This window comes from Glutamicibacter sp. NPDC087831, assembly GCF_044742845.1.
Taxonomy (GTDB): domain Bacteria; phylum Actinomycetota; class Actinomycetes; order Actinomycetales; family Micrococcaceae; genus Glutamicibacter.
The window spans coordinates 649,052-664,524 of the sequence record NZ_JBIUVH010000001.1 but is presented as its reverse complement, the minus strand read 5'-3'; the positions used below and the strand labels follow the sequence as shown (position 1 = coordinate 664,524).

18 protein-coding genes, 2 tRNA genes and 1 riboswitch are annotated in these 15,473 nt (G+C 60.2%); of the genes, 6 read left to right on the top strand and 14 right to left on the bottom strand.

Going from position 1 to position 15,473, the window contains the following annotated elements; translation table 11 throughout:
- Positions 1 to 65: 65 nt before the first annotated feature.
- Positions 66 to 467, bottom strand: a complete 402-nt coding sequence (hisI, locus tag ACIOJF_RS03210; RefSeq protein ID WP_105656852.1) for a phosphoribosyl-AMP cyclohydrolase — start codon at positions 465 to 467, stop codon at positions 66 to 68.
- A 134-nt stretch (positions 468 to 601) separates the two neighbouring features.
- Between hisI and ACIOJF_RS03205 the strand changes: the two genes are divergently transcribed.
- The 4 genes from ACIOJF_RS03205 to ACIOJF_RS03190 all read left to right on the top strand — a co-directional run bounded on the left by ACIOJF_RS03205 (position 602) and on the right by ACIOJF_RS03190 (position 3,742).
- Positions 602 to 1,243: a TIGR03085 family metal-binding protein gene (locus ACIOJF_RS03205; RefSeq protein ID WP_286134102.1), complete on the top strand. Its 642-nt coding sequence runs from the start codon at positions 602 to 604 to the stop codon at positions 1,241 to 1,243.
- Positions 1,244 to 1,345: 102 nt separating this feature from the next.
- Entirely contained in the window at positions 1,346 to 1,978 is a 633-nt protein-coding gene (locus tag ACIOJF_RS03200; RefSeq protein ID WP_105661460.1) for a hypothetical protein, read from the top strand.
- A 229-nt stretch (positions 1,979 to 2,207) separates the two neighbouring features.
- Positions 2,208 to 2,846 (top strand): DUF6318 family protein, encoded by a 639-nt coding sequence (locus ACIOJF_RS03195; protein WP_402741182.1) that lies wholly within the window; start codon positions 2,208 to 2,210, stop codon positions 2,844 to 2,846.
- A 5-nt stretch (positions 2,847 to 2,851) separates the two neighbouring features.
- Complete coding sequence (locus tag ACIOJF_RS03190; protein ID WP_146112906.1) at positions 2,852 to 3,742, top strand: PKD domain-containing protein; 891 nt, start codon at positions 2,852 to 2,854, stop codon at positions 3,740 to 3,742.
- A gap of 54 nt (positions 3,743 to 3,796) precedes the next feature.
- Here ACIOJF_RS03190 and hisF read toward each other — a convergent pair whose 3' ends face one another.
- From hisF to ACIOJF_RS03125, 13 genes are all read right to left on the bottom strand, one after another.
- Positions 3,797 to 4,567, bottom strand: coding sequence for an imidazole glycerol phosphate synthase subunit HisF (gene hisF / locus ACIOJF_RS03185; protein ID WP_105656715.1), 771 nt, complete (start codon positions 4,565 to 4,567; stop codon positions 3,797 to 3,799).
- A 21-nt stretch (positions 4,568 to 4,588) separates the two neighbouring features.
- Positions 4,589 to 5,437: an ATP phosphoribosyltransferase gene (hisG, locus tag ACIOJF_RS03180; RefSeq protein WP_105656716.1), complete on the bottom strand. Its 849-nt coding sequence runs from the start codon at positions 5,435 to 5,437 to the stop codon at positions 4,589 to 4,591.
- 142 nt (positions 5,438 to 5,579) lie between these two features.
- Positions 5,580 to 5,843: a phosphoribosyl-ATP diphosphatase gene (locus tag ACIOJF_RS03175; RefSeq protein WP_038991810.1), complete on the bottom strand. Its 264-nt coding sequence runs from the start codon at positions 5,841 to 5,843 to the stop codon at positions 5,580 to 5,582.
- A 72-nt stretch (positions 5,844 to 5,915) separates the two neighbouring features.
- Complete coding sequence (gene ribH, locus ACIOJF_RS03170; protein ID WP_105656717.1) at positions 5,916 to 6,407, bottom strand: 6,7-dimethyl-8-ribityllumazine synthase; 492 nt, start codon at positions 6,405 to 6,407, stop codon at positions 5,916 to 5,918.
- A 36-nt stretch (positions 6,408 to 6,443) separates the two neighbouring features.
- Positions 6,444 to 7,691 (bottom strand): 3,4-dihydroxy-2-butanone-4-phosphate synthase, encoded by a 1,248-nt coding sequence (gene ribB, locus ACIOJF_RS03165; protein ID WP_105656718.1) that lies wholly within the window; start codon positions 7,689 to 7,691, stop codon positions 6,444 to 6,446.
- On the bottom strand, positions 7,691 to 8,314 hold the full coding sequence (locus ACIOJF_RS03160) for a riboflavin synthase (RefSeq protein ID WP_105656719.1): 624 nt from the start codon (positions 8,312 to 8,314) through the stop codon (positions 7,691 to 7,693). The genes ribB and ACIOJF_RS03160 overlap by 1 nt, the downstream gene beginning before the upstream one ends.
- Before the next feature lie 34 nt (positions 8,315 to 8,348).
- Positions 8,349 to 9,389: a bifunctional diaminohydroxyphosphoribosylaminopyrimidine deaminase/5-amino-6-(5-phosphoribosylamino)uracil reductase RibD gene (gene ribD, locus ACIOJF_RS03155; protein ID WP_105661462.1), complete on the bottom strand. Its 1,041-nt coding sequence runs from the start codon at positions 9,387 to 9,389 to the stop codon at positions 8,349 to 8,351.
- Positions 9,390 to 9,404: 15 nt separating this feature from the next.
- The gene (pnuC, locus tag ACIOJF_RS03150; RefSeq protein WP_105661574.1) at positions 9,405 to 10,106 is read right to left on the bottom strand and encodes a nicotinamide riboside transporter PnuC; all 702 of its coding nucleotides are present in this window, start codon (positions 10,104 to 10,106) and stop codon (positions 9,405 to 9,407) included.
- A gap of 115 nt (positions 10,107 to 10,221) precedes the next feature.
- A riboswitch (FMN riboswitch) is annotated at positions 10,222 to 10,359 on the bottom strand.
- Positions 10,360 to 10,400: 41 nt separating this feature from the next.
- On the bottom strand, positions 10,401 to 11,063 hold the full coding sequence (gene rpe, locus ACIOJF_RS03145; protein ID WP_402741181.1) for a ribulose-phosphate 3-epimerase: 663 nt from the start codon (positions 11,061 to 11,063) through the stop codon (positions 10,401 to 10,403).
- A 28-nt stretch (positions 11,064 to 11,091) separates the two neighbouring features.
- Entirely contained in the window at positions 11,092 to 12,615 is a 1,524-nt protein-coding gene (locus ACIOJF_RS03140) for an RsmB/NOP family class I SAM-dependent RNA methyltransferase (protein WP_105656722.1), read from the bottom strand.
- On the bottom strand, positions 12,612 to 13,544 hold the full coding sequence (gene fmt / locus ACIOJF_RS03135; protein WP_402741180.1) for a methionyl-tRNA formyltransferase: 933 nt from the start codon (positions 13,542 to 13,544) through the stop codon (positions 12,612 to 12,614). Before fmt ends, ACIOJF_RS03140 begins: the two co-directional genes overlap by 4 nt.
- A 3-nt stretch (positions 13,545 to 13,547) precedes the next feature.
- Entirely contained in the window at positions 13,548 to 14,111 is a 564-nt protein-coding gene (def, locus tag ACIOJF_RS03130) for a peptide deformylase (RefSeq protein WP_105656724.1), read from the bottom strand.
- A 93-nt stretch (positions 14,112 to 14,204) separates the two neighbouring features.
- Positions 14,205 to 15,047, bottom strand: coding sequence for a PD-(D/E)XK nuclease family protein (locus tag ACIOJF_RS03125; RefSeq protein WP_402741179.1), 843 nt, complete (start codon positions 15,045 to 15,047; stop codon positions 14,205 to 14,207).
- 192 nt (positions 15,048 to 15,239) lie between these two features.
- Here ACIOJF_RS03125 and ACIOJF_RS03120 point away from each other — a divergent pair.
- Both ACIOJF_RS03120 and ACIOJF_RS03115 read left to right on the top strand, forming a co-directional pair.
- Positions 15,240 to 15,312 (top strand) — tRNA-Gly (locus tag ACIOJF_RS03120).
- A gap of 54 nt (positions 15,313 to 15,366) precedes the next feature.
- Positions 15,367 to 15,437: transfer RNA gene (locus ACIOJF_RS03115), tRNA-Cys, on the top strand.
- The last annotated feature ends 36 nt before the right edge of the window (positions 15,438 to 15,473 follow it).

Below are 15,473 nucleotides of genomic sequence, written 5' to 3'. Positions count from 1 at the left end.
CGATGCGCAGCTGGGCGCGGCATTCCCGGCGCTAGCCAACCGCGTGTGCCGATGCTTCGAAAGTCCTACTCGGGGCGGTGGCCCACGACGGCCGGCAATTCACGATCGGTGAAGCAGGATTCGGTGCCGGTGTGGCAGGCGGCGCCTACCTGGTCGACCTGCACCAGCAGCGCGTCCCCATCGCAATCCAGGGCAACGGACTTCACGAACTGGAAGTGGCCGGAGGTGTCGCCCTTGCGCCAGTACTCCTGGCGGGAACGGGAGTAGAAGGTGACCCGACCAGTGGTCAACGTGCGGTGCAACGCTTCATCGTCCATCCAGCCGAGCATCAGCACTTTCCCGGAGTCGTACTGCTGCGCGATGGCAGCAAACAGGCCATTGGCATCTCGCTTGAGACGCCTGGCAATAGCCGGGTCGAGGCTATGGGATTCAGGGCTCGGATTCGAGCCGTCGTTAGAAGTAGACATCACCATTAGCATACTGGTTTTCCGCGGAATCCAGAGACCTGTGACGTACCGCTCGTCGACGCGCCACGCCGTCTTGGCGACACCACTTTCACCTTGCACAATTAGTCACTTGGAGCGTGCTAGTTTCAGAAGTGATGCACTTAGTTCAGGCTTCCAGACTTGCGTTGGCCGAGACCCTGCTTGCGGCAGGACCTACCGCCGACACCCTTTGCGACGGTTGGCAGACCCGCCATCTCGCCGCTCACCTTGTGTTGCGCGAAAGCTCACTGCTTTCTGCCGGCATGTTCTTCAAACCGCTGTCCAAGAAGCTCGAGGCGAAGCAGAACCAAATGGTGATCGCGGCGCAGACTCCCGAAGGCTATGCCGGGTTGGTCCGCAGCTTCCGATCGGGTCCACCCGCTTTCTCGCCCTTCGCCATCGACAAGGTCAACCAGTCGGCGAACCTCTCCGAGTTCTTCATCCACACCGAAGATGTGCGGCGTGCCCGCGGCCAGTGGGCTCCGCGGGTCCTGGACACCGAGTACACCGAACTGCTCTGGCAGTCGCTGACCCGCATGTCTCGCCTGCTGTTCCGCCATGCGCCAATTGGCATCATCCTGACGCGTCCCGATGGCCAGCGTCATGTCGCCAAGAAGGCTCCGAACGCTGTTTCGATTACCGGCCCGGTCACCGAGCTGATGATGTACTCGTTCGGCCGCATCGACCAGAGCCTGGTCTTGTTCGAAGGCGGGGAAACCGCATTGGAAATCGTCAAGGGCTTCAAGCCAGGGCTATAAAGCTCCCTTGGTTATCCACATTCGTGGGTGTGCCGTCCAAGTTCGCGTCGCACCGGCCTAGGATTTCGAGCAATCGATATCCAACAGGTCTGGAGCTTGGCCATGAACACGCGCAGAGTCCTTGAGCATTACCCCAGTGTCGCTATCGCCATCGTGCCCGCGTTCGTCTTGGTTGCCCTGGTATCAGCACTCTTCGTTTCAGTCGCTCCCGCCGATCCGGCGTCCTCGGCTTCATTGCCGACTTCTTCAAGTACCACGCAGGCACCTCCATCAAGCGAACTGGAGCTTCCGGAGTCGGCAGATATCACGTATGAAAAATCGGATTACGGAGTCCAGGACGCCGGAACGTACTTCTTCGACTTGCTCAATTATGAAATCATCTACCAGGACTCCGCCGATTTCACCCCGATAGTTACCGGAACATGCAAAGCGGAACAGTGCTGGAAGACCTTCCGCGAGCAAGAAGACCTCCGAACAGGTCCGGAATACATGCAAACCGGCGGCTACTACTTCCTGCACACGGACTATATCGTCCGGTTTGACGGTAATTCTGCTTATCTGATGGGCGAGCTGACCTTGTCTGAACGTTCGCTCCTTCGTCCCGATCAGGAAAACATCATTGTCGAAGAACAAAATCTGGGTGAAATCACCATGGGACTTGAATACACCGACAGCGGATGGAAAGTTTCTGCCATCGCGCTTGAGAGTCTCCCGAGTAAGGCACCGCTCAGCTAATTGAACGTGCCTGATTTCAGGCTAGGCGATTCCATGAGTCCTGAAATCAAACGTCGCCAGTCGCATCGTTTCACTCCAGACCGTCATCAAACGTGGTTACAGGTAATTGGGATTCGGGATTTAGCTGCCCTGAGTTTTCCACAGATTCCTCGAAAACTCTCCACTTTCTTGAAACACGGGCATAGGATGGCGCACAACCTGGCATTCCCAATGATCATGGAGAGTTCGAATGGACACTCGGAAAATTGCAGTTGTCGCGTCCGTTGCAGCTGTTGCACTCGCACTATCAGGTTGCAACGCAGGGAACGCTGAAGGGCCAACTGCATCACCGACTGAAGCCTCTAAGTCTTCTTCGGCGCCAGGTTCAACGTCGGCTCCGCCGTCGCCGAGCAATACGGAAAAATATGAACCAGCCACGGCAAAAGGTCCAGCGCAAAACGTCCCTGTTCCGAAAATGCCAGAGGCAGCCAAAGTGAAATCGAAGGAAGGCGCAGCCGAGTTCACCAGATATTACTTCGATCTCATCAATTACACTGCCGAAACAACGAAGACTGGGCCGATCAAGAACGTGACTTCTCGCAGTTGCAAGTTATGCGCCGAAGCGATTATCGACTCTGCTGACGAGAGTGCATCAGTCGGTGAATGGCAAGTCGGAGGCGAATACAAGGCATCAGTAATCGACTCTTACATTTCTGCACCAGGAAGGGCCATCGTCACCGCTAGATTCTCCGCAGAACCGTTCGATACTTACGTAGTGCCTGATTCTGTAGTTGCGGAATATTCAGAAGTAAAGTCTTCTTTATCAACTTTTCAATTGTCCTTTGACACCAAATGGACAGTTGAAGATTTACTCGTCACAGAAGAGTAATTCTCATGCTTTATCTTCGCCTAGCAATGGCCTCACTCCTGCTCTTTTCTCCACTCAGTTCCGTTTCGCTAACGGAGCAACAATCGAATCTCGTACCTTGCAAAAAGAAAGAATCTCTCGGTCAAAAAGATGTAAATGTAAAGTGGTCATTCTGCCCCAAGAAGGATAGAGACGGAGGCTACCACAGAGAGGATCCGCCAATAACGGAAAAGCAAGAGAAACCGAAATATGATTTCCGTGACTTTGATTCATGCAGCCCTACAAATGATTCCTTCATGGGATGCCGATCGAATCCAGACCTAAAGGTTTGCGACGATGGATCTTATCCGATAATCCGCCAAATCTTGGTCTTGGAAGGGAATGATAAAGGCGGCATCCTGGATTCCTTCCGCGTTTGCCCAGAAGACCCCAAGGACGAAAGAATAGAAAGAATTAAAAAGGAATCAGTCAGCGTCTCGCTCGAACAATTCCGATCATTTCCAATCATCGCTTCGAACATCAGCAGTTCCCCGGCGAAATTTTCGTTGCGAAATGGTCATAGTCATCTTTGGGCAACTAGGGAAGTTCAATCTTTCGACTTGGAGATAGGACAAAGTTCGGTACGAATCAATGCGATACCGATTCAGTGGAACTGGAACTATGGGGATGGGACGACTCGAAATCTAAGTTTCCCTGGCGAACCGATGCCGCACCATACGCTGAGAGATAAAACCCCCACGAGTCACTCGTATGGAGAGACGGGAACTTTCAAGGTCGGGGTGACCACTCTCTACCGCGGAGAATTCAGCGTCGATGGTGGCGCGTGGCAAGCTATACCCGGCCAGGCTGCCGTCGCCAGCGTTCCTATTGAAATTGACGTCTGGCGGACCGAGAAGGAACTGATTGCCAACGATTAGCCGGGTACAGCTAAGGCCCAGCTCCATTTGGTGCTGGGCCTTCGGCTTACGTGCCTAGCGAACTGGGTAGCCAGCTTCGCGGATGGCCTGTTTGACCTTGGCGATCATGTCCTTCGGACCGAAGTGGAAAATCGAGGCGGCCAAAACAGCGTCGGCGCCTGCTTCGATTGCTGGAGGGAAGTCCTCAGGCTTTCCTGCACCACCCGATGCGATCAGCGGGACCGAGACCTCGGCGCGAACTGCACGGATCATTTCCAGATCGAAACCATCCTTGGTGCCATCAGCATCGATCGAGTTCAGCAGGATCTCCCCCACGCCTCGTTCAGCCGCTTCCTTGGCCCAAGCTACGGCGCACATGCCCGTGCCGGTCCGACCACCATGAGTAGTAACCTCGTAGCCCGATGCAATCGTCGGATCATCTGTGCGTCGGGCGTCGAGCGACAGCACGAGTACCTGGGAGCCGAAGCGCTGGGTAATCTCGTTGATGACCTCAGGACGGTTCACCGCCGCGGTATTGATCGAGGCCTTGTCGGCGCCGTTGCGCAGCAGGCGATCGACGTCTTCGGCAGCGCGGACGCCTCCGCCTACGGTCAGCGGGATGAAAACTTCTTCTGCGGTATGGCGAACGACCTCATAAGTAGTTTCACGATCCGCGCTGGATGCGGTGACATCCAAGAAGGTCAACTCGTCGGCACCTGCATCATTGTAGCGACGGGCAAGCTCAACGGGATCGCCAGCATCGCGAAGCCCCGCAAAGTTCACGCCCTTCACAACACGTCCGGCGTCAACGTCGAGGCAAGGAATAACACGAATTGCAACGCTCATCAGCGAATTTTCCTTGTCTACTTAGATGCGGCAGGCGTGGATCTGGCTGACCAAGATGGCGCGGGCGCCAACTTCGTACAGCTCGTCCATGATGTTATTGGTCTGCGACTTCTTGACCATGGCGCGCACGGCCACCCAATCGGAGTTTGCAAGGTCCGACACGGTTGGCGATTCCAGGCCAGGGGTCAGCTCGCAAGCCTGGTCGGCAAGCTCGCGGCGGACGTCGTAGTCGAGCATGACGTACTGGCGGGCAACGAGCACACCGTTCAGGCGGCGGATCAGTACGTCCAAGCCGGATGGCTTGTGGCCGACACGGCCGATCATGACTGCTTCGGAGTTCAGCAGCGGATCGCCGAAGATCTCCATGCCAGCGGCCTTGATGGTATTGCCGGTTTCTACAACGTCAGCGATGGCATCGGCCACGCCCAGCCGGACCGAGGATTCGATGGCACCGTCAAGGCGCACGATCGAAGCCTGGATGCCGGACTTTTCGAGGTAGTGGCGCAGCAGCACGTCATAGCTGGTGGCAATGCGCTTGCCATTGAGCTGCTGTGCATCGTTGAAGGCGCCAACCGGGGCAGCGAAGCGGAAAGCCGATTTCCCGATGCCTAGCGAGAGCTGCTCTTCGACAGCGTCGTCGACATCTGCGTCAAGGTACAGATCGCGACCGGTGATGCCTACGTCCAGGATTCCCCGGCCGACATAGACTGCGATGTCGCGCGGACGCAGGTAGAAGAATTCAACTTGGTTTTCCTCATCGACCAGGACCAGTTCGCGGGAATCGCGGCGCTGGAGGTAGCCGGCTTCCTTGAACATGGTGGAAGCGATTTCGGATAGGGCACCCTTATTGGGTAGGGCTACGCGGAGCATTATTGACTCATTTCGTCATGAATGGCGCTGCGGCGATTAGCCATAAACAAGCGCCAAGGATTAATTCGTTGGCCGTTGTTTCTGCCGCCGTGCGTTGACTGCGCCCTGATCGGCAGTGGATCAGGCCGCAATCGCGCGACGGCTATAGATGCTTGTAAACGTCGGCCAAGGTCATTCCCTTGGCGATCATGAGGACCTGAAGGTGGTACAGCAGCTGGGAGATCTCCTCCGCCGCGGCCTCATCGGTTTCGTACTCCGCAGCCATCCAAACTTCGGCGGCTTCCTCGACGATCTTCTTGCCGATGCCATGGACACCAGAGTCGAGTTCGGTGACGGTACGTGAGCCTTCCGGGCGGGATTGTGCCTTGAGCGATAGTTCGCTGAAGAGCTCGTCAAAAGTTTTCACGGAACTTATCCTAGCTGTTTTCTCTGCAGGGGCTGCATTCTGGTGGCCCTTTGTGACAGGGCCACCCGAATGCTATGGCAGTGCGGCTACCGTCATGACGGCAGCCGAGTAGGCTTCATAGCCTTTGTCCTCGCTGGAGTTTTCCAAGCCAGCGCGGTCAAGGGCCTGCTCTTCGTTATCGCAGGTGAGCACGCCAAAACCGATTGGTGTTTTGGTGTCCACGCTCACATTGGTTAAGCCATTGGTCGCGGCCAAGCAGACGTAGTCAAAGTGCGGGGTACCGCCACGGATGACCACGCCGAGCGCGATGACCGCGTCGTAGTCGCCGGCAAGGGTGGAGGCAGCGACCGGCAATTCGAAGGTGCCCGGTACACGGATCAGGGTGGTGCTCGATTCCAGACCGGCATCCTTGGCGGCGCGCTCGGCGCCGTCAATCAGTCCGTTCATGATCACCTCGTGCCAGCTCGCGGCCACGATGGCCACCTTGAGCTGTGAGAACTTCTCCTGAACGGCCAGGGCCTTCAGCTGTTCGCTGACATCGGCAGGTGCGCCATGCTTGCTCATCTTGATGCTCCTTCTATTCTTCTGGATTCGTGGGGTTCAGGCGCCGTGGTAGGCGTCGGCCTGCTGGTCATCGTCGGCATCGGGCAGATCCAGGTGGTGGCCGAAGCGCGTCTGCTTGGTGCGCAGGTAGGCCGAGTTCTGCTCACGCGGTGCAATCTGCAGGCCGATCAGCTCTGCTACCTTGATTCCCGCGTCATTCAGCTGTTCCTGCTTGTCCGGGTTGTTGCTCAGCAATCGGATTTCGTCCATGCCCATGGCCTTGAGGATGGCAGCGACGGCGAAGTACTCGCGTGCGTCGGCAGGGAAGCCCAGATGCAGGTTGGCGTCCAGGGTATCCATGCCGCCTTCCTGCAGGGCGTAGGCGCGCAGCTTGTTGGCCAGGCCGATGCCGCGGCCTTCGTGCCCGCGGATGTAGATGACGTGACCGCCTTCGCGGGCGATGGTTTCCATCGAAGCATGCAGCTGTTCGCCGCAGTCGCACCGGTAGGAACCGAAAATGTCCCCGGTGAGGCACTCCGAATGGATGCGCACCAGGTTGCCGGGCTTAGCGCCGTCGGGGCCGGCGTGGCTGAGCACGACGTGCTCGTGGCCTTCTGCGGTAGCAGCGCGGGCGGTGAAGTCCCCGAAGGCGGTGGGCAGCTTGATCGGATCGGTCAGCTCGATCTCGTCGTTGACTCGGCGCCAGCGGGCCAGGTCGTCGATGGAGATCAGCGGCAAGTTGTGTTCAGCTGCGAAGACGCGCAGGTCATCCAGGCGCATCATTTCACCGTCGTCCTTGGTGATTTCGCCGATCACCCCAACCGGTTCCAAGCCGGCGGCCTGGCACAGGTCGACCGCCGCTTCGGTGTGCCCGCGACGTTCCAGCACTCCCCCGGCCGCAGCTCGCAGCGGGAAGATATGGCCCGGGCGGGAGAGCTGGGCCGGTTCGGTGGCCGGGTCGGCCAGCAGTCGGCTGGTCAGCGCACGATCGGCAGCGGAAATACCGGTGGTGATCCCTTCGGCGGCGTCGCAGGTGACGGTGAAGGCAGTGCCCTTGGCATCCTGGTTGATGCCGACCATCGGGGCCAGGCGCAGCGCGTCGGCCCGCTTGGCGCCCAAGGGCACGCAAATCACCCCTGAGGTGTAGCGGATGGTGAAGGCCATCAGCTCGGCCGTAGCGTGCTGGGCGGCGAAGATGATGTCGCCCTCGTTTTCCCGGTCCTCGTCGTCGACGACCACTACGGCTCGGCCGGCGGCCAGGGCTGCCAGCGCGGTAGGGATGGAATCCAAAGTCGAGGTGCCCATTACTGCTGGCCACCGAATTCATTCAGGCGTGCCACGTACTTGGCGAGCACGTCGACCTCGATATTGATCTTCTCGCCCACTTGGCGGGTGCCCATGGTGGTCTCGGCGAGGGTGATCGGGATGATGCCGACCTCGACCCAGTGCCCACCGGAATTCGTTGCCGGGGAGACTGCGGTAATGGTCAGCGAGATGCCGTCCAGCGCAATGGAACCCTTTTCCGCGGTCAGCGGCGCGTAAGCAGCGTCGATTCCAATGCGGAAGGTGGTCCACTGGCCGTGGTCTTCGCGGGCCAGCACCTCGCCGACGGTGTCTACGTGGCCCTGCACCACATGCCCATCGAGCCGGCCTCCGGCGGGGGTGCAGCGTTCGAGGTTGACCTGGTCGCCGGTTTTCAAGGCGCCGATGGTGGTGCGGCGCAGGGTTTCGCCCATGACGTCGACGCTGAGCGTGTCGCCTTCCAGCTCGGTGGCGGTCAGGCAGACCCCGTTGACGGCAAGAGAACCGCCAAGGCCCAGGTTTTCGGTGTGGCCCGGGGCACGCAGGGTCAGTACTGCCAGATCCTTGCCGCTGAAGGTCTCGATGCCTTCTATGACTCCCTGGCCGGTGACAATTCCGGTGAACATGATTACTCCTTGAAAAGTTTGGGGTTGCTGGCGCTTAGGCGCGGGGCAACGGTTCTAGATGCAGGGCAATATCATCGCCCAGCCGGGTCAACGATTCGTTGCTGGCCGAATCCAGCCGGAAACGCTGCGCGTCACTGAGTGTGGTGGTGCTTGGCATGTTGACCGATGAGCTGCCTGCGCCGATCAGCACTGGTGCTTGGTAGCAGTAGATTTCGTCGGCCAGATCTGCTGCGATGAAGGCCGAGGCGACCGTGGCGCCACCTTCAATCAGCAGGTGGGCCAGGCCCAACTCGTTAGCCCGGGCGATGGCCTCTTGCACGTCGTGGCTGCGGATCTGCGACCAATCGCTTCCCTGGGCGAGTGCCAGATCTGCTGGCAAATCGCGTTCGCCCATGACCAGGCGGAAGGGCTGGCGTTCATGCAGCTGCCCCTCGGGAGTGCGGGCGGTCAGCCGCGGATTGTCGATGATCGCCGTGTTCGTGCCGACCAGGATGCCATCCACGCGGGAGCGCAGGGTGTGCGCGTGGTTGCGCGAGGCCTCGGAGGTGATCCATTGGCTCGTGCCATCCGGTGCGTTGATCCGGCCGTCGAGCGACTGGGCAATTTTCACCGTGATGAACGGTCGGACTTCGGCCTTGGCGATGAACCAGCGGTGGTTCAGCTGCTTCGCCGCGGAGAAATCCTCCAGCTGGGTGGCTTGGGTTCCGTGGCTGCGCAGGTAGTCGGCACCTCCGCTGGCGGCGGTGTTATCCGAGACTGCGTAGTACACCTGCCCGATGCCGGCTTCCACGATGGCTCGGGCACAGGGACCTGTGCGACCGGTGTGGTTGCACGGTTCGAGGGTCACTACCATCGTTAGTTCGCGGGCCTTGGCAGGCGGCATCTTGCCCAGGCGCCGCAGTGCGTCGACCTCGGCGTGCGGATGCCCCGCCCCGATATGAAAACCGGTGGCGATGATATTTCCCTCGGCATCCAGGACGCAGGCGCCGACCAGCGGGTTGGCCCCGCGGTGGCCGCGTCCGGCGGTTTCCAGCGCGGTGCGCAATGCGGCGTCGAGCTGCTGGGTCGTAATCATGGTGCTGCTCCCCTTTCAGCGTTGGCGCGAGATGGTTGGATCGAGCATTTCGGTTTCAATCTGGGGTTTCGCGTCGCGCTTGGACTTGGCCCAGACGAAGAAGCCGACCAGGGTGAATGCCCCGTAGAACAGGTACATGAACGCGCTGGCGTAGTAGCCGGCGGAGAACAGCAGCGGCACGCCTACGGCGTCAACGGCGACCCAGATCAGCCAGAATTCGACCCAGCCCTTGGCCATGCCGTACGTGGCGAGCATCGAACCAACGAAGGTCCACGCATCAGCCCAGACAGGTTCATAGGAGCCGAGGAGGCGGAAGATCGGTGTCACTGCGAGGGTACCGAGGATCAGCACGGCGATCAGGCCCAGGCGAGCCTTGTTGGAAGCCCATTCAGGGGTGACGGCGCTACCGGTGCCGTTCTTGGCCTGCTTCCAGCGGTACCAGCCGAAGACCGAGACGGCGATGAACATGATCTGCCGGCCGGCTTGGCCCCAGAGGTTGGCAGTGTATCCGGTATCGAAAATGCTGCCTAGGAACACCGTCAGCAGCAACAGGTTGCCGACGATTCCGATAGGCCAGGCCCAGACTTTGCGGCGCATGCCGCCCACGGCGCTGGCCAGGCCGAAGATATTGCCTACGACTTCGCGCACCAAAAGTGCCGACGAGCCGATCGCAATTTGTGAGTTGAAAGCTTCAATGAGCCACCGCAGGAAATCCATCATTCCACCCTTCTCGAAGCGGCGGCTCCGGGGGTGTGCATTTGATGGGCCTGTGGCTCTGCTTTAAGAGATAGACCCGGTGCGGGCTATCGGCAGTACCAGTAGGCATATCAAATTCGTGCTTCTCCCATCCAGACTTTAACTGTCGGTACCGGAATTTCACCAGTTCAACCGTTCCCTCAGCTTGTGGCTTTGGTTGCGGGTCGCGGACTATCACCGCCGGTTCGGACTTTCACCGACCCCGGAGCACGTATTCGTGTTTACTGAGTTTATTCTGACACACTTTGTGCGCCGCTAGTGACCGCCCAGCGCAAGATTGCGTAATACATCGATTTCCACCGATGGATCCTGGGCCGAGTACACCGCGGAACCGGCGACGAAGACATCCGCACCGGCTTCGGCGGCGCGCAGGATCGTGTCGCGCGAAATGCCGCCGTCAACCTGCAGCGCAATCGGCTTGCCGCTGCCGTCAATGGCAGCCCGGGCACGCTTGATCTTGGGAAGGACGAGATCCAGGAACTTCTGGCCGCCGAAACCTGGTTCCACGGTCATCAGCAGAACCATGTCCAGCTCGCCGAGCATGTCCAGGTAGGGTTCGATCGGCGTGGCCGGGCGCAAGGCCATGGCGGCCCTGGACCCGGCGGAACGCAATTCACGAGCCAAGCGGACAGGAGCTGCCGAAGCCTCGGCGTGGAAAGTTACCGAATCCACGCCGAGCTGCGCGTATTCCGGGGCCCAGCGATCCGCGTTCTCAATCATCAGGTGCACATCGATCGGCAGCTTGCTGACCTTGTGCAGCGCATCAACCACGGGCAAGCCCAAGGTCAGATTGGGAACGAAATGGTTGTCCATGACATCCACGTGGACCGCGTCGGCAGTGTGGATGCGGTCCAGCTCGCTAGCGAGGTTCGCAAAATCGGCGGACAGGATCGACGGGTTGATCCGCGCATTACGCATGGATGCTCCTTGGAATACTCGGGCTTGGCTAGGCTTTTTTGGTCAGGATTGCCATGAACATGGCGTCGGTGCCGTGCACGTGCGGCCACAGCTGCACGGTGCTCCCATCGCCCAGTGCATGGCCTGCCGATGGCGCGTCCTGATACATCACCGAGGAAACCGCGGCGCTGGTATCCAGCAGTGCCGCGTTTTCGTGGTGCTTCAAGAAGTCTTCCACAACCAGGCGGGTTTCGGCCTGATGCGGCGAACAGGTGACGAAGCCAATGACGCCGCCGACGCGGACCGCGTTGAAGGCTGCAGCGAGCAGCTCGCCTTGCAACTTGGTCAGTTCCGGAATGTCGCGCGGGGCTTTGCGCCAACGCGATTCCGGGCGGCGGCGCAATGCGCCCAAGCCGGAGCAAGGGGCATCGACCATGATGCGGTCGTAGTCCCCTGCATAGTCCAGACCGCCGAAGCTGCGTCCGTCGTCACCGGTGACCATCCAGTAGTCATGCGGCACCGCAGCCAACGAGTTCTCGACCAGGCGAGCGCGGTGCGGTGTTGGCTCGTTGGCAGTCAGGCGGGCGTCGCGCTGCACGGCGATCGCTGCGAGCAGCGCCGCCTTTCCGCCTGGACCTGCGCAAAGATCCAGCCAGTAGCGGTCCTCGCCGGCTTCGGGCAATTCGATAGTAGCCAGGGCGCGGGCCATGACCTGGCTGCCGGCATCCTGGACACGCACGGTGCCTTCCTTGACACCTGGCACACGCGAGACGTCGCCGTGCTTGTAGGTGGCCGAATCAGCCAGCAAGGTGCCCGGTTCCGCCCCGGATTCCAGGGCGCCGGACAGATCGCCCAGCCCCGGCAGGGACACCAGGTTCACCAGCGGCGCCAGGTTATCCGCTTCCAGCAGGGCTTCAAGTTCGCTGGCGTCGCGGCCATGGGAAATCAGCGCGCCGCGCAAGGCACGGACAATCCAGTCCGGGTGCGAGTGCTCGATGGCCAGCCGCTCGGACTCCGAAGCGGCAGCATTGGCCAGCAGTTCGGTCCATTCGTCGGCTTCCTTGGCCGAAACGCGCCGCAGTACGGCGTTGATCAGGCCGGACGGACCGGCACCGATCTGCGCACGAGCCAGCGACACGGTTTCATCCAGGGCGGCATGCTTTGGCACACGCATGGCCAGCAGCTGGTGGGCGCCCAGGCGCAGGGCATCGAGGATGGCCGGATCCAGCTCGGCCAGCGGACGGTCAACCAGGGTGGTCAGGATCGCGTCGTAGAACCCCTGGCCGCGCAGTGCCCCGTAGGCCAGTTCAGTGGCGAAGCCCGCGTCGCGGCGGTCAAGCTGGTATTCGCGGATCATCTTCGGCAGCACCAGGTTGGCGTAGGCATCCGCGCCGGATACCTCACGCAGGGTCTTGAAAGCTACCAGGCGTGCCGGGTCGGCCGCGCGCTTTCGCTGGCCGGGTGCGGATGCCGAATACTTGCGCGGGCCGGCCTGGCCGCGGTTGCGGGTACGGCCCTGCTCATTGCGGCGATCATTGTCGCGGTATCCGCCGCGTGGTTCCTGTCCGCTCATGCGAAGCTCACTTTCGTTCCCTGGGTGAGCACTCCACGTGCCCAGTCGCTGGCGTTCATCATTTTCTTGCCCGGAGGCTGGATTTCGGTGGGCTGCAGGGCCCAGGTGGCGGTGCCGATGTATACCTTCGGCTGCTTGCCTGGCTCGATGCGCACTTCGCCTGGAGCAAGGTCGGCGATCTCGCGGTGCTCACGCAGTGGACCGAATTTGAAGCGCTTGTCTTCGGCCTTGACCCAGGCGCCCGGGGACGGGGTGGTTCCGTGGGCGCGCCGACGGATTTCCGTGGCGGTCCGGGTGAAGTCCAGCTCCGCATCCACGTCGGTAATCTTCGGTGCGTAGGTGTGCGATCCGGACTGCGGAATGGCAATGGCCTGCCCGGAATCCAGAGCTTGCAAGGTCTGCACCAGCAGGTTCGAGCCGGACCGGCTGAGCCGTTCGAGCATGATGCCTGCGGTGTCCAGTTCACCAATTCTCTCGGTGACCTGTCCGAATACCGGACCTGTGTCCAGTCCGGTTTCCAGCTGGAAGGTGACTGCACCGGTGATGTCATCGCCGTTGATAATGGAATGCTGCACCGGAGCGGCACCCCGCCAGTGCGGCAGCAAGGAGAAGTGCAGGTTGATCCAGCCACAGGTTGGAACTGCCAATGCCGCCTCCGGCACTAGCCCTCCATAGGCGACGATGGCCGCGGCTTCAAGGTCCAAGGCCGCAAGTTCGGCGGTAGTTTCTTCGGTGATCTTGGCAGCCTTGATGATCGGCAGGCCAAGTTCTGCGGCGCGAGCGGCAACCGGCGATGGGGTCAGCACGCGTTTGCGTCCCAACGGGGCATCGGGACGGGTGAGCACTGCGGCAATTTCAAAACCGGCCTCGTGCAGGTAATCCAGGGAAGTGACGGCGACCTGTGGTGTGCCGGCGAATAAAATACGCATGAGTTAGAACCCCAATCCTGCGCCAAAGCTGGAGCCGAGGGCTCCGGAACGTTTCTTTACGGTGGCGTTAGCGGTCTGCGAGTAGTTGTTGGCCCGCAAGGTGCGCCACGCCGCTTTCTTTTCTTCTGGTGCCAGCCGGTCCAGGAACAAGATGCCGTCCAGGTGATCGGTTTCGTGCTGGAAGCAGCGGGCGAGCATGTCGGCGCCTTCGAGTTCTACCGGGTTGCCGAACTTATCGAAGCCGGCGGCCCTGGCATAGCGCCGGCGCCGAACTGGTGCTGCAATGCCCGGGATGGACAGGCAGCCCTCCACCTGGTCTTCCTGGTAATCCTCGCTGAGCTCCAGCACCGGATTCACGATATGTCCGCGTTTTTCGCCAATTTGGTAGGTGAAGACGCGCAGGGAAACACCGACCTGCGGTGCGGCAAGTCCTGCACCGGTGACGTTTTCCATCGTCTGGTCCATGTCTTCGACGAGCTTCTGGAGCTCCGGGCCAAAGTCGGTCACCTCCTGCGCTGGGGTGCGTAGAACGGGGTCTCCGATGATCCGAATTCCCAAAATCGCCATAATCCGCTGGTACCTTCCCTGCCGTGGACATTGGTATTAGGTTTCGCAATGCCGAAAGCTAACCGTTCCAGTCTACGCGGTGGGCGTGCGACTTTATTGAGCTGGCGGCGTGATTTCGGCCAGTGAGGCACGCGACTGCGCGATCCTGAATGAGGCTTCCCAATTCCGGCGCAAGGCATAGAACTTGGACCAGTAGTCGGGCAAAGCTGGAGGCGGGGCCATGAAGGTGCGCGCCCCGGTCTCGCCCAGGGCTACGGCGAGCAGCATGGCATCGGTCCCGTGCTCCCACTCTTCCCACGTGCCTTGTTCGGCATCGACGACTTGCTCTTCGGCTTTGCATGCGGCCGCGAGCTGCATGATCACCTTGTCGTCAGGACGCTTGACGAAGCCGTCGCGGTCGGTGTTTTTGGTCTTGTAGTCAACGAGACAGGTTCGACCGCCGATCTTGGCGACCAGGTCGATGGTGCCGGCGTAGCCGACGCTGTGATTCCAAACCGTCACCTCGGCGGCAAGGGGCCGGACATCGTAGTCTTCCCACCATTGGTCGAAGTGGCGTGCGAAGCCCAGCTCCTTATTCGCTTCGAGCGCGGCTTGGGCTGAGCCTAGGTCATGTTCCAGATCCAGCGCTTGCAGGGCGCGCTGCTCCGCGTAGTTATGCACCCGGTCCCCGCGCATGGCCGCGGAATCCCGATAAGCTTCGGCCGCACCGGCTGCATCTCGCACGAGTGAGCGCAATTGGCGCGGGTGCCCCACCGCTTGCACCAGCCGATGATCATCGGAAAGCGACTTGGCCGCCATGTACCCGGCCCAGCCGGAGAGGTCGAGCTTGTCCATGCCAATGACTGTGGTGATGGATGGGACAATCGCTTCCCCGCCGACTTTTCGGCTGTACATGCGGCCCAGGTCTGTTTGAATAGCCAGTTTTGGTGACGTCATGCACACGATCATGGCATGCGCTCGGCTTGCTTCGCTCCTAGTCGAGACGGAAAAATCAATTTTCCGCGTAGTTCCGCGGTTTTTAGGCCATGTGAACCAGATCTCAGCGTCTCGATTTGTGGGGATGCGAAAACTCGTATAGAGTTTTTACTCGTTGGAGCGAACGGAAACGTTCAGAAAACAACACATTTTGCGGACATAGCTCAGCTGGTAGAGCGCAACCTTGCCAAGGTTGAGGTCGCGAGTTCGAACCTCGTTGTCCGCTCGCAAAAAGATTCACCGACTAGGTAAAACTAGTCACTCTGACTTCGGTCAGTATGGTGGGGTGGCCGAGAGGCGAGGCAGCGGCCTGCAAAGCCGTATACGCGGGTTCGAATCCCGTCCCCACCTCGCAATGAAGATTGCTTGATCTTTTTTGCGCGATTG

Excerpts from the sequence above, each read along its gene's own strand:
- hisG (WP_105656716.1), bottom strand. The coding sequence starts at position 5,437 with ATGCTCCGCGTAGCCCTACCCAATAAGGGTGCCCTATCCGAAATCGCT.
- ACIOJF_RS03195 (WP_402741182.1), top strand. The coding sequence starts at position 2,208 with ATGGACACTCGGAAAATTGCAGTTGTCGCGTCCGTTGCAGCTGTTGCA.
- fmt (WP_402741180.1), bottom strand. The coding sequence starts at position 13,544 with ATGCGTATTTTATTCGCCGGCACACCACAGGTCGCCGTCACTTCCCTG.
- ACIOJF_RS03125 (WP_402741179.1), bottom strand. The coding sequence starts at position 15,047 with ATGACGTCACCAAAACTGGCTATTCAAACAGACCTGGGCCGCATGTAC.
- rpe (WP_402741181.1), bottom strand. The coding sequence starts at position 11,063 with ATGCGTAATGCGCGGATCAACCCGTCGATCCTGTCCGCCGATTTTGCG.
- pnuC (WP_105661574.1), bottom strand. The coding sequence starts at position 10,106 with ATGGATTTCCTGCGGTGGCTCATTGAAGCTTTCAACTCACAAATTGCG.
- ribD (WP_105661462.1), bottom strand. The coding sequence starts at position 9,389 with ATGATTACGACCCAGCAGCTCGACGCCGCATTGCGCACCGCGCTGGAA.
- hisI (WP_105656852.1), bottom strand. The coding sequence starts at position 467 with ATGTCTACTTCTAACGACGGCTCGAATCCGAGCCCTGAATCCCATAGC.
- hisF (WP_105656715.1), bottom strand. The coding sequence starts at position 4,567 with ATGAGCGTTGCAATTCGTGTTATTCCTTGCCTCGACGTTGACGCCGGA.
- ribH (WP_105656717.1), bottom strand. The coding sequence starts at position 6,407 with ATGAGCAAGCATGGCGCACCTGCCGATGTCAGCGAACAGCTGAAGGCC.
- ribB (WP_105656718.1), bottom strand. The coding sequence starts at position 7,691 with ATGGGCACCTCGACTTTGGATTCCATCCCTACCGCGCTGGCAGCCCTG.
- def (WP_105656724.1), bottom strand. The coding sequence starts at position 14,111 with ATGGCGATTTTGGGAATTCGGATCATCGGAGACCCCGTTCTACGCACC.
- ACIOJF_RS03200 (WP_105661460.1), top strand. The coding sequence starts at position 1,346 with ATGAACACGCGCAGAGTCCTTGAGCATTACCCCAGTGTCGCTATCGCC.
- ACIOJF_RS03190 (WP_146112906.1), top strand. The coding sequence starts at position 2,852 with ATGCTTTATCTTCGCCTAGCAATGGCCTCACTCCTGCTCTTTTCTCCA.
- ACIOJF_RS03205 (WP_286134102.1), top strand. The coding sequence starts at position 602 with ATGCACTTAGTTCAGGCTTCCAGACTTGCGTTGGCCGAGACCCTGCTT.
- ACIOJF_RS03160 (WP_105656719.1), bottom strand. The coding sequence starts at position 8,314 with ATGTTCACCGGAATTGTCACCGGCCAGGGAGTCATAGAAGGCATCGAG.
- ACIOJF_RS03140 (WP_105656722.1), bottom strand. The coding sequence starts at position 12,615 with ATGAGCGGACAGGAACCACGCGGCGGATACCGCGACAATGATCGCCGC.